General features: G+C 63.3%; 9 protein-coding genes. 7 read left to right on the forward strand and 2 right to left on the reverse strand.

Annotated features, from left to right (window positions below; translation table 11 throughout):
• The first annotated feature begins 50 nt into the window (after positions 1-50).
• The 5 genes from HRUBRA_RS03200 (at position 51) to HRUBRA_RS03220 (ending at position 8,888) form a co-directional block, all read left to right on the forward strand.
• A complete protein-coding gene (locus HRUBRA_RS03200) occupies positions 51-2,111 on the forward strand; it encodes a hydantoinase/oxoprolinase family protein (protein WP_035514508.1) in 2,061 nt (686 codons plus the stop codon).
• 13 nt (positions 2,112-2,124) lie between these two features.
• Complete coding sequence (locus HRUBRA_RS03205) at positions 2,125-3,993, forward strand: hydantoinase B/oxoprolinase family protein (protein ID WP_035514510.1); 1,869 nt, start codon at positions 2,125-2,127, stop codon at positions 3,991-3,993.
• A gap of 10 nt (positions 3,994-4,003) precedes the next feature.
• Positions 4,004-4,612 (forward strand): isochorismatase family protein, encoded by a 609-nt coding sequence (locus HRUBRA_RS03210; protein ID WP_035514511.1) that lies wholly within the window; start codon positions 4,004-4,006, stop codon positions 4,610-4,612.
• Complete coding sequence (locus HRUBRA_RS03215; RefSeq protein WP_052094327.1) at positions 4,609-6,180, forward strand: sigma 54-interacting transcriptional regulator; 1,572 nt, start codon at positions 4,609-4,611, stop codon at positions 6,178-6,180. Before HRUBRA_RS03210 ends, HRUBRA_RS03215 begins: the two co-directional genes overlap by 4 nt.
• Before the next feature lie 143 nt (positions 6,181-6,323).
• Positions 6,324-8,888: a TonB-dependent receptor gene (locus tag HRUBRA_RS03220; RefSeq protein ID WP_161787589.1), complete on the forward strand. Its 2,565-nt coding sequence runs from the start codon at positions 6,324-6,326 to the stop codon at positions 8,886-8,888.
• Positions 8,889-8,974: 86 nt separating this feature from the next.
• Here HRUBRA_RS03220 and HRUBRA_RS03225 read toward each other — a convergent pair whose 3' ends face one another.
• Complete coding sequence (locus HRUBRA_RS03225; RefSeq protein WP_035514513.1) at positions 8,975-9,730, reverse strand: SDR family NAD(P)-dependent oxidoreductase; 756 nt, start codon at positions 9,728-9,730, stop codon at positions 8,975-8,977.
• A gap of 78 nt (positions 9,731-9,808) precedes the next feature.
• Positions 9,809-10,576: an SDR family NAD(P)-dependent oxidoreductase gene (locus tag HRUBRA_RS03230; RefSeq protein ID WP_035514514.1), complete on the reverse strand. Its 768-nt coding sequence runs from the start codon at positions 10,574-10,576 to the stop codon at positions 9,809-9,811.
• A 168-nt stretch (positions 10,577-10,744) separates the two neighbouring features.
• On the opposite strand from HRUBRA_RS03230, the gene HRUBRA_RS03235 reads away from it, so the two are divergent.
• Positions 10,745-11,902, forward strand: coding sequence for a class I SAM-dependent methyltransferase (locus tag HRUBRA_RS03235; protein WP_035514515.1), 1,158 nt, complete (start codon positions 10,745-10,747; stop codon positions 11,900-11,902).
• The gene (locus HRUBRA_RS03240; RefSeq protein WP_035514517.1) at positions 11,899-12,255 is read left to right on the forward strand and encodes a hypothetical protein; all 357 of its coding nucleotides are present in this window, start codon (positions 11,899-11,901) and stop codon (positions 12,253-12,255) included. Before HRUBRA_RS03235 ends, HRUBRA_RS03240 begins: the two co-directional genes overlap by 4 nt.
• Positions 12,256-12,307 lie beyond the last annotated feature (52 nt).

The following is a 12,307-nucleotide window of genomic DNA, read 5'->3' on the forward strand; positions in this document are numbered from 1 at the left end:
CGGCCCGGGAACGCAGGCCCTGGTGGGTCTGCGCCAGAGAGGAGAAAAGAATGGCATACAGACTCGGCGTCGACGTCGGCGGCACCTTTACCGACTTCCTCCTTATGAACGAGGAGACCGGCGAGACCCATACCGCGAAAGTGCCGTCCACGCCGGAGGATTCTTCCGTCGGTGTGCTCAATGGGGTGGCGCGGGTCTGCGAAGAATCGGGGATCGACCCCAGCGCTATCAAGCTGGTCATGCACGGTACCACGGTCGCTACCAACGCCGTGCTCACGGGCAAGGGTGCCCGGGTGGGCCTGGTCACCACCGCCGGCTTTGAAGATACGCTGCAGGTGGCACGTTCCTACTGCCCGGGCGGCCTCGGTGGCTGGGTCAGCTATAACAAGAGCCCGTTACTGGCACCACTGGAGCTGACCATCGGCGCCAGCGAGCGCATCGGGGCTGATGGCGCCATCGTCACGCCCTTGGATGAAGACAAGCTGCGTGCCGACCTCGCGACGCTCCATGCCACCGGTGAGGTTGAAGCCCTCACCATCTGCTTCGTCAATGCGTATATCAACCACGCCCACGAAGCCCGCGCCCGGGAGATCGCCCGGGAGCTTTTCGGCGACACACCCATATCGATCTCCAGCGAGGTGGTGCCGGAAATGCAGGAGTACGAGCGCACGGAGACGACGGTGGTGAACTCCTACGTGCGTCCCGAGGTGTCCCGCTACGTGAACAACCTGCAGAACGCCCTGGAGGAGCGCCTCGGCAGTGATACGCAGCTGTCGATCCTGCGTTCCGACGGCGGCCTGGCCTCGGCCCGGGCCGCCGCCGCTTCGCCGGTGAACCTGCTCATGTCCGGCCCCGCCGGCGGCGTTGCCGGCGCCATTTATTTTTGCAGCCGCGCCGGCTACGACGACATTCTCACCTTTGATATGGGCGGTACCTCTACGGACGTGGCCCTCATCCAGGCTTCCAAGGCCCGGGTTCGCCGCGAGACCTACGTCGGCGACGTGAACGTGCGTGCGCCTTCGGTGGATGTGCGCACCGTCGGCGCCGGCGGCGGTTCCATCGCCTTTGTGCCCGAGCTGACCAAGGCGCTGCGCGTTGGCCCTGAATCGGCCGGTGCGGTACCGGGGCCTGCCTGCTACATGAAGGGTGGCACGGAGCCCACGGTCTGCGATGCCAACGTGGTGCTTGGTTATCTGCCCTCGGATGTGCAGCTCGGCGGCAAGATGGAAATCAACTACGACGCCTCCGTCGCCGCGGTCCAGAAGGTCGCTGACGGCATCGGCATCAGCCTGATGGAGGCCGCCGAAGGCATCATCAAGATCGTCAACGAGTCCATGTTCGGCGCCCTGCGCCTGGTTTCCGTGGAACAGGGCTACGATCCGCGGGACTTTGCCCTGGTCGGCTTCGGCGGTGCCGGCCCGCTGCACGCCAACGCACTCGGCATCCTCACCAACGCCTGGCCGGTGATCGTGCCGCCGGGGCCGGGCGTGCTCTGCGCCTACGGCGATGCCACCACCCAGGTGCAGGACGAGGCGGCGCGCACCTATCTGCTCATGGCGGAGGACCTCACTGACGACAAGCTGCTGGCTGACCTCAAGGAGCTGCAGGAACGAGCCGGCCAGGCCCTGGTCGCCGACGGCATCCCCGCCGAGCAGCATGAGGTGACCTTCCAGGCAGATCTGCGCTACATGGGCCAGGCCTTCCAGATTACCGTGGACTTCACCGAGGCGGAGCTGCGCGAAAAGGGCGTGGCCCTGCTTACCGATGCCTTCGACGAAGAGCACGAGCAGCTGTTCACCTTCAAGCTCGGTGACGGTCACGAGGTTCTCATGATCCGGGCGGTGGCCAAGGCGGCGACCCGTGCCGTGCTCACCCGCGAGGGCGGCGATACCAGCGCTTCTCTCGACGACTGCGTGATCCACGAGAGCCGCTTCTACTTCGAGGGTGCGTGGCACGACATCCGCCTTTACGACCGGAGCAGGCTGCACGAAGGGCTGAGGGTCCCCGGGCCTGCGATCGTTACGGAAATGGATTCCACCACGGTGGTGCTGCCCGGCTATGAGGCCGGCGTTGATGCCATCGGCAATCTGCTGATCAACCCGGCAGCCTGAGGAGGATAGCGAGATGCCTGCAAGAATTATCCAGGAAAACAGTGCGCCGCTGAACACCGTCGACGTCGACGGCGTGACCGTCGATCTGATCGAAAATGCCCTCAGGAACGCCCGGGAGGAAATGGACGCGGTCCTCTTCCGCACGGCCATGTCTCCGGGCATCCGGGAGCAGGGCGACTGCTTCCCGATGATCGCCAATCGCGACGGCAAGATGGTCGTGGGCCAGTTCGGCTCCTTTATCGGCCCGTTCCTGTCGGCCTATGATGCGGATATCGAGGAAGGGGACATCATCCTCACCAACGACCCCTACATGTGTAACGGCGCGGTGTCCCACCTGCCGGACTGGGTCGTGCTCGTGCCCGTATTCAAGGATGGCCGTCATATCGCCTGGAGTGCCATGTTCGGCCACATGTCCGACAACGGCGGCATGGTGCCGGGGTCGATCCCGATCAAGGCGACGACCATCTACCAGGAAGGCATCCGCATCCCGCCGACCAAGCTGTACAAGAAGGGTGTACTGCAGGAGGACATCCTCGAACTCATTCTGCACAACGTGCGCATGCCGCAGTGGAACCGTTTCGATCTCAATGCGCTCGTCGCCGCCTGCAAGACCGCGGCCCGGCGCTGCGTGGAGATCGCCGAGCGCTTTGGCGACGATGTGCTCGCCACCACCATGGATGTCATGCTCCAGCGCAACTACGACGCCATGAAACACATCATCGAGAACTTCGTACCGGAAGAGCCGCGGGAGTTCGAGGACTACCTCTGCGACGACGGCATGGGCATGGGTCCCTACCGCATCAAGTGCCGGCTCTGGCGCGAGGGCAGCAAAGCGATCTTCGACTTCGCGGGGACGGACCCGCAGGCCCAGAGCTCGGTCAACTTCTTCCTCAACGAGGACATGTTCAAGATGTTCTTCGGTTCCTTCACGATTAACGTGGTGGACCCGCAGATGGTGTTCAACGACGGTTTCTATGATCTCGTTGACGTGCGCATCCCCGAGGGCACGCTGCTCAAGCCGAAGTACCCGGCGGCGCTCTCCGGCCGTACGCACGCCCTGGGCCGCATCTTCGATCTGCTCGGGGCGCTTCTCGGCATGGGTGCACCGGAGCAGATGCTCAACGCCGCTGGCTTCTCCGACTCGCCGCACCTGTTCTACTCCGGGTACCGCGATAACGGCGAGTGGTTCCAGCTCTTCCAGATCGGTTTCGGCGGCATCCCCGGCCGCCCCGTGGGCGACGGCCCTGACGGCCACAGCCTGTGGCCGGGCTTCACCAATGTACCGAACGAGTTCATTGAGTCCTACTTTCCGCTGCGCATCGAGACCTATGCCACGATCCCGGATTCCGGCGGCGCCGGCCTGCACCGCGGCGGCAATGGCCTGACCGTGGCCTATCGCTTCCTCGCTGACGGTGAGATCGGCATCCACGACGACCGCTGGCTTACCTACCCCTGGGGTGTGCTGGGTGGTGAGCCGGGGCTGCGCTCCACCAAGCGCCTGGAGCGTGTCGACGGTAGCGAGGAGTGGCTCGGCGCCAAGGCCGAGGGTATCAAGGTGAAGAAGGGCGACCTGCTCCACTTCAACACCTGGGGTGGCGGTGGCTGGGGGGATCCTTTCGAGCGTGCTCCGGAACTGGTGCGCCAGGATGTTGCCCGTCGCCTTGTCACCCGGGAGGGTGCGCGTCGCTACGGCGTCGTTATCGCCGCCGACGGCAGCGTGGACGCGGACGCGACGGAGAACCTGCGAGAGCAGCTGCGCGCCGAGCGCGGCGAGGTGCCGCTGTTCAACCGCGGCGGTTCCATTGAGGAGCTCAAGGCCCGCTGCCTCGAGGAGACACACCTCGAGCCCCCGGTGGACCCCAGCTTCCAGGGCGCGGCCTGAGGCCGGGGCCATGGCAGATCTCGAGCGCAAGAGCGCGGAGCTGGGTGAACGCCCGGCACTCCTGCTCGTGGACATGATCAATGCCTTCACGGATCCCGCGAGCCCCCTCGGCAGCGATGCCGATGCCGTGGTCGCGGCGAATGCGCGGTTGCTGGCGGCTTTTCGGGAGCGCGGCCTGCCGGTGTTCTACACCACGGTGGTCTATCGCAGCGACGACCAGGCCACGGTCTTCCGCCGGCGCCTGCCGGCCCTGGAAGTGCTCAAGCCCTGCAGCGATGCCGTGCGGGTCGACAAGCGGCTGGCGCCCCGCGCCGGGGAGGGGCTCATTGAAAAATGCCATGCGAGCAGCTTCTTCGGTACCGATCTCGCAAAGCGCCTCCAGGCCGCGGCTGTCGACAGCCTCGTGGTGACCGGTCTCACCACCAGCGGCTGTGTGCGCGCCACGGTGGTCGACGGCCTGCAGCACGACTACCCGGTGTTCGTGCCCGCCGATGCCGTCGGTGACCGCAACGCCGAGGCGCATGCGGCCAACCTCCACGACATGCACGCCAAGTATGCTGATGTGGTCGATTCGCTGACGGTGATCGCGGCCCTGCCGCCCCGGGAGGCCGCGGGATGATCGGTCGCGTCCGCATCCTGGTGGTCGGCTATCGCAAATTCAGCGAGCTGATCAACGTGCTCCTTCCGGAGTTCGAGCAGGATGCGGAAGTGACCATCGTCGAGTCCATCGCGAGCGGCAACACCGATTACTCCGACCTCGTTGAAAAGCACCGGCCGGACGTGATCATCAGCGCGGGGGCCAACGCGGCTTACTTGCGCAGCACGCTCGCGGTGCCCGTGCTGTCGCAGCCGGTCACCGATACGGACGTGCTGGAGGCGCTGGCCAAGGCGCGGAAGTTGTCACGGCGCGTGCACATCTTTACCTATGCGGATAAATCCGGCCCCAGTCATCGGTTTCTGGCCAGCCTGCCGGAGCTTTGCGACCTCGAGCTTTGCCACCACAGCTATAGCACGGCCGACGAGGCCAATGAGAGCTTGCTGCTGGCCATCGCCGACGAGGACCCCAAGGTTATTGTGGGGCCGAGCTATACCTGCGGCCTGGCGGAGCAGCGCGGCATTCCCGCCATTATCATGTATAGCCGTGATTCGGCCCGGGAAATGCTGCGCCGGGCCATCGACGCGGGGCGTTCCGCGCAGTCCGCCCGGGCCGTAGCGCGTGGCGATCGGCCGCAGCGTTTCATTGTGCATTCCTCGCGCATGGAACGTGTCGCCGCCCTTGCCAGAACTTATGCCCGGGGTCGGGCCTCGGTATTGCTCGAAGGGGAGAGCGGTACCGGCAAGGAGCATATTGCGCGCGAGATCCATCGTCTCAGTGACTATGCGGACGGACCACTCGTGGCCGTGAACTGCTCTAGCATCCCCCATGAGCTCTTCGAGAGTGAACTGTTCGGTTATGTCGAGGGTGCCTTCACCAGTTCCCGCCGCGGCGGGCGCATCGGTCTTATGGAGCAGGCCAACGGCGGCGCACTGTTCCTGGACGAGATCGGTGAAATGCCGCCCCAGCAGCAGATCAAGCTGCTCCGCGCCCTGCAGGAGCGCCGTATCCGTCCCGTGGGCGGCAACCGGGAAATTGATGTCGACTTCAAGCTCATTGCTGCGACCAACCGGGATCTGCAGGATGCTGTCGATCAGGGCGAGTTCCGCGATGACCTTTTCTACCGGCTGAATGTCTTCAATCTCCGCCTGCCGCCGCTGCGTCAGCGCAAGGAGGAGGTGCCGGCCATTGCCCGCCACTACGTCGCGCACTACGCGGCGGAATATGACGTCGCTGTGCCGGTGGACGCCGTGCTCGACCTGGTCGAGCCACTTTTTGATGCCTACCACTGGCCGGGCAATATCCGGGAGCTGCAAAACTTCACGGAACGGCTGGTGGTAAATTGCGGTAAAGCGGCGCATGTTTCCCTGAGCCGCAATGAAGTGCTGGACATTCTTCCCGAGCTTACGCGCCAGGATCAGGGCTATGCGTCCGGCGCGCTCAAGGATCTGGAGGCCTCGGCCATCGTGCGCGCCATGGAGAAGTTCGGCGGAGACCGTCAGCAGGTTGCCGCCTACCTGGGAATCAGCCCGACGACGCTGTGGCGCCGGCTGAAGAAGCTCGAAGTCAGTGAAACGAAGCGACTCGCCTGAGGTTCCCCGGGTGTGTCGCCGGTAGCAAGGTTTGAAAGTAAAAAAGGGGCAGGAGAAAGACGATGAAAGCAAAACACAAACACTTGGAGGCAGGCAGCACTGGCCGTTACTTCCCGTTAGCGACAACAAGAGGAAAACTACTGATGAGCATTCCAGGAGTGAACGAGCGGCGGCCGGCGAGCAAGCCACGCCTTCTAACCGCGGCAATCTGCGCGATGGCATCCTCTTCCGGGGCGTTGTTGCTACCGGCGGCGGCTCACGCACAGCTCGAGGAGATTGTGGTGACCGCGCGGGCCCGTACCGAGTCTCTGCAGGATGTTCCCAGCACCGTGACGGCCTTCTCCACCGGCCAGATCGAAGACATGGGCATCGAGCGGGCTGAGGACTTCATCTCGCAGACGCCCGGTGTAAGCATGGTCAACTCGGTGGAAATCGGCGACTCGTCGCTGTCCATCCGCGGCATGAACGGCGCCCGTGACGCCGAGACTAACTTCGCGCTGATCATCGATGGCATCCTCCATGTGAACACCTACGCGTTCAACCGCGAGTATGCCGACCTCGAACAGATTGAGATCCTGAAGGGCCCCCAGGGTGCGCTCTACGGCCGCTCAGCCGCGGCCGGTGCGGTTATTATGTCTACCAAGCGGCCATCGCAGGAGGTGGAAGGCAAGGTGCGGGTCAGCTTTGCCGAGGACAATACCTACACCGGCCTTGCGACCGTCTCAGGACCTCTCAGCGACACGGTCGCCGGTCGCTTGCAGGCGGATTTCCGCAGCAGCGACGGGTTCTACAGCAATAGCTTCCTGAACGATGACGTTGTCGATGCCGCAGAAAACTACGCAGTGGCGGGTCGCCTTGTGTTTGATCCGAGCGACACGCTGTCCTTTGATACCAAGCTGCGCTACAGCAAGGCAGAGGCATCAGCTATTGCGTTCAATGCAGGGTTTGCGATCCCTTCCTTCCAGGCCTTCGGTACGCCCGGGTCGGAAGCCTTTTACCAGGATGTGAACGATCACGATTTCGTGTTTGCGGGCAACGTCGAGCCGATCAGTGAGCAGGAAGTAATCGAGTTCTCCATCAAGATGGATAAGCAGCTGGACTGGGGCGGTACGCTGACTGCCTGGGGTGCCTACAGCGATAGTGAGGATACCTTCATCGCCGACGGGACCTCCGGCGCTTTCGGCTTCTATGCCGGCACTGATTCCTGCATCAATTCTCTCGCCAACCTGGCGCCGTCCTACACGCCCGCTGTGCCTGGTGGCGTGACGCCCCTGCCGGCGCCGACCTTCATCTTCGGCTCCGGCCCTGGCGAGTCGGTGCTGCCGCCCTACAGCCCCACCACCTGTGACGGCTACCAGTGGCAGGAGCGGATCCAGGAAGATTTCAGCTTCCAGGTTCAGCTGACTTCGGCGGAAGATCAGCAGCTGCGCTGGCAGGCCGGGGCCTATTACCTGAACATCGAGCGCCGGCAGGCGGTCGCCCAGGCGCGCGATCCGGGAGCAGAGTGGCCTGCGCGCTCCCAGCTGCCGGAGGCAATTTTCACGCCGCTGACCGATGCCATTGTCGATGACACCTTTGATACTGAAGTGTTCGCGGTATTCGGTTCCGTCAGCTATGACATCACGGATAGGCTGGAGCTGTCCCTGGCCGCCCGCTATGACCGGGAGGAGCGCGAGGTCTCCAACAACGTACCGTCCCCGGCCGACGGCAATCTGACCAGCTTCATTGATTTCTGCGGTGGTAACTGCACCCTGAACGGTGAACCGCTCGCCGGCTCGCCGCTGAACCCCGGTTTCGTCAACTTTGACGATTTCACCGTATCGCCGACCCTGCCGGACCGCAGTGAAACCTTCGACCAGGTCCAGCCCAAGATCAGCCTGCGCTGGGACGCCACCGATGCGACGACCATTTACGGCAGCTGGGGTGTGGGCTTCAAGGCCGGCGGCTTCCTCAACCAGGGTTCGACGGAGACCATTCAGTTCTATCTCGTCGATAACGGCGGGGCGGTAAATGCGCCTCCGGGCCTGTTCCGCGAGGAAACCTCCAGCGCCTTTGAAGTGGGCTTCCGCTCGGACCTCTTCGATAACACGCTGCGACTCAACGGTGCGGTGTTCTACACCGAGGTCGATGACATGCAGTTCTTCGAGTTCTTTGTCGGACCCTTCGGTCTGCTGAGGACCGCATCGAACATCGACGAGGTGACGCTGCAGGGCTTTGAGCTCAGCGCTGCCTGGGCTATGACCGACAACCTGCGCCTTGACCTGGGCTACTCCATGGTGGACGGCGAGATTGACGAGAACGCCCTGCGCCCCTACACCAAAGGGAATGAGGTGCCTAACAACCCTGAGTTCACGGCCAATGCGGCGCTGCAGTACAACCAGCCGATCGGTGAGTTCGAGCTGTTCGGGCGCCTTGAGTACTCCTACCAGGGCGATACGTACTACCACACAGTGCAGGACGATATCGTGCCGGCAACGCTCTTCGGCGGCCCGCCCGCCAACTACGACGTCACGCGGGTCGACGGCTATGGCCTGACCAACCTGCGTCTCGGCGTGCGCACCAACCAGTGGAGCGTGACGGCCTTTGCGAGCAACCTCTTCGAAGAAGAGTTTATCCGCGAGGTCATCCTGGCGCCGGAGTTCGGTGGTGGTTTCATCAGCCCCGGAACGCTGCGGCGCGTGGGCGTGGAGCTTCAGTACAACTTCTGAGCCTGCGGTCCTGAGCAAGGCCGGCCCGGGTGAACCGGGCCGGCCTTTTTTTTCCTCGTAGCTTGCCGGGTTGAAAGCGGCGTCGGCTAAAGGCTTATCGTGGTGCCTCCGTCGACCGCAAGCACCTGGCCGGTCAGATAGCGGGCCTTGTCAGACAGGAGAAAAACGGCGACGTCGGCGATATCTGCGGGGTCACCCACGCGGCCCAGGGGCACCGTGCCTGCGAACGCCTCGAGGCCTGCCTCTCCCAGGGAGTTCACAGGATCCAGGGTCTGCGCACTGCGGATAACGCCCGGAGCGATCCCGTTGACACGCACTTGAAAGGGCGCCAGTTCGAGTGCCGCTGCACGCACCAGCCCCGCCACGCCGCCTTTGCTTGAGGCATAGGGGATGTGCTCGGACCAGCCAAGGAGGGAGCCGACAATGGAGGACAGGCAGACTACCGCGCCCTTCTGCTCGCGCTTCATGCCCGGCGCCGCAGCCCTGAGCACGCGCATCATTCCCTTGAGGTTCACGTCGAGCGTTTCGTCCCATTGCTCGTCGGTCAGCGTTGCCAGGGGCAGGGTCCTGGCAATCCCTGCGTTCAGTACCAGCGCGGAGAGCGCTCCGTAGTCTGCCTCCAGCGCTGCCACCAGGTCGTTGGTAGCGGCGGAGTCGCTGACATCGAGATAGTGGTACTCGGCATCGCCACCATTGCCCCGGATGGCTGCCGCGCAGTCTTCACCCTCGTCGCGGAGCACATCGGTGACAATCACCCGGTAGCCCGCCTCCGCTAGCGCCTCGGCAGAGGCCTTGCCCAGTCCGATGCCTGCACCCGTTACCAGAGCCGTTCTTCTTTCCATGTTTTTGTCCTGTCTTGCCTTGAAGGATTGCCACGGAGCCGCGGCACCTACCGGTGATGATTCGCTACCCGGTGAACGCTAGAGAAATGCATCACCGCCATTGGGGCTCAGACACTGGCCGCGGAAGTGGGCCGCCGCGTCGCTGGCCAGAAACAGGTAGGCACCGACGATATCGTCAACCTCGGCCAGGCGACCGGCGGGTATGCTCCCGCGGATGGCAGAGATCACCTCGTCAGGCACATCCGCCAGCATCGGCGTCATGGTGGCCCCCGGCGCAACGCAGTTCGCCGTGACCTCGCGGTCCCCGATCTCGAGCGCCAGGCTGCGGGTGAAAGAGAGAATCGCGCCCTTTGCGGCCGTGTAGTGCGCGAAGCCCGGCGCGCCGATGTAGGCGAGCTGGGAAGCGGTGTTGATGATGCGCCCGCTGTTTTGCGCATAGAACAGCGGCAGCGCCTTCCGCGTGCAGAGGAAGGTGCCAAGCAGGTGTACATCCATCACCCGCTGGAAATGCTCGACCGTGAGCGCTTCAATCGGTGCGCTGTGGGCAATCCCCGCGTTGTTGACCAGGATATCCAGGCGCTCTTCCCGCTGCGCGATCTGCGCGAACATGGCATCGACCTGGTCTTCTCTGGAGACATCGGCCTCGACGCAGCTGGCACTACCGCCGGTTTCCTCGATCCCGGCGACGACCGCTGCGGCGTCGTCGTAGCACGACGGCCCCGGGTAATTGACGAAAACCCGGGCGCCAGAGGCCGCAAAGGCCCGCGCGACTTCGGCACCGATACCGGAGGTTGCGCCCGTAACCAGAGCGACCTGTCCTGTCAGGTCAACGGATAAACTGCCCATATGAAATCCTTGTCGTCGGGAGATTCAAACGTGTGGTAAAAGCTTTTGCAGTCCGCGCTCAGACTGCAGTGATAAGCTGCATATACAGGTTTTACGTTGCGACAGCCCTGGGTTATAGTCAAGCAGTTGTTCGCTTTAACCGCTTCAGCGCAAGTGAGGAGTTTCCCGATGCCCGCGGCCTACAAAGAACAAATGCGACACAGCGCTCTCCCCGAGACTACCCACGATGAACTGGCACGACAGCATTTCGTGCGCTCTTTCAAGGAGCACCTGGTGCATCAGGTGCACCCCGGTCTCGCGACGGCCTACGAGAAGCGGGCAAAGCCGAGCTTTGAAGCTACGCATCAGCGCGCGCCGGAAACGATCCAGGAGGTCGCTTCGGTGATGAAGCAGGACAGTCATTACCAGGTGTGGAGTTCCCTGCTGCGAACCAGCCAGGAGATGATGTGGTCGTCGGCGCAGCTCCCCGTCGAGCGGTCCCTGTCGTCCTTGATCGCCAGGGCGCGCAAGCGTTGCTCCACCGGGTCACTGACGCTGGATCCTAAGCTACCGATCCCGGCCTACCACACCGCGGTCGATATTCACTGCCAGCCCGGTGGCTACCACACCGAGTACACGGCGGATGACGTTGCCCAGGGTGCGATCTACGATCGGGCCGTCTACCTCTACGCGATGGGGCAGATGGGCGAGAACAACGCTGACATGGGCGACAGCACCATCAATTGGCTGAAGGCCAACTATCCGGATTTCTCGCCGGCGAAAATCCTGGATATGGGCTGCTCCGTCGGGCACAGCACGCTGCCTTATGCCAGCAGTTTTCCCGCAGCGGAGGTGCATGCAATAGACGTTGCTGCACCGATGTTGCGCTACGCGCACGCCCGGGCAGCAGCGATGGGCTTTCCTGTTCACTTCTCTCAGCAGAATGCAGAGGCGACAAGCTACGAGGACAATAGCTTCGACCTGGTGGTGTCCCACATTCTGCTGCACGAAACTTCCTCGGCGGCGATCAAGAACATCATTGCCGAATGCCACCGGGTGCTGAAGCCCGGGGGCCTGATGCTCCATGTCGAGACGCCCCCCTACGAGGGCATGTCCCCCTTTGATACCTTCCTTTTTGACTGGGACAGCGAGAACAACAACGAGCCCTTCTGGCGTAAGAGTCACCAGCTGGATCTCGACGGCCTCGCCCGCGATGCGGGTTTTGATAACCCCGTGATCAAGGTGATGGCACCCAGCGCCTTCCAGGAAACGCAGCGGTCCATGACGTTCCAGGGTGGTGACTTCGGCGGCGGTGGCGTCTGGTTCATCTACGGATGCCAGAAGTGAGCAGCGCCGAGCCGAAGCTCAAGCGCCGGGCCAAGGGAAAGAGGCCGTTTTACTTCTCCGACCCCGATATTGACAGGTTGCTGTCCATGCTTATGGCCCTGGCCGGTGAGCTCTCGGTAACCCGTGACCGGTTGGACACCCTGGAGCGTGTCGCCCAGGCAAAGGGTCTTCTCTCCCAGGCTGATATCGAAGCCTTTGAGCTGGATGAGCAGGCCTTGAGCGACCGCGCCGCGAGACACCAGGTCCTCTTCAAGGAAGTTACGCGCATTATTTCTGCGGAGCTTGAGGGGCTGGATGACAGCGATGCCACCGAATACGCCGAGGTCGTTGCACAGGTCGAGCGGGACGACTGATTTCGCGTTGCGCCTCTTGCCAACCCCTTACCAGCAGAACAGCGGAGCTCGT

The organism is Pseudohaliea rubra DSM 19751, from assembly GCF_000764025.1.
GTDB lineage: Bacteria > Pseudomonadota > Gammaproteobacteria > Pseudomonadales > Halieaceae > Pseudohaliea > Pseudohaliea rubra.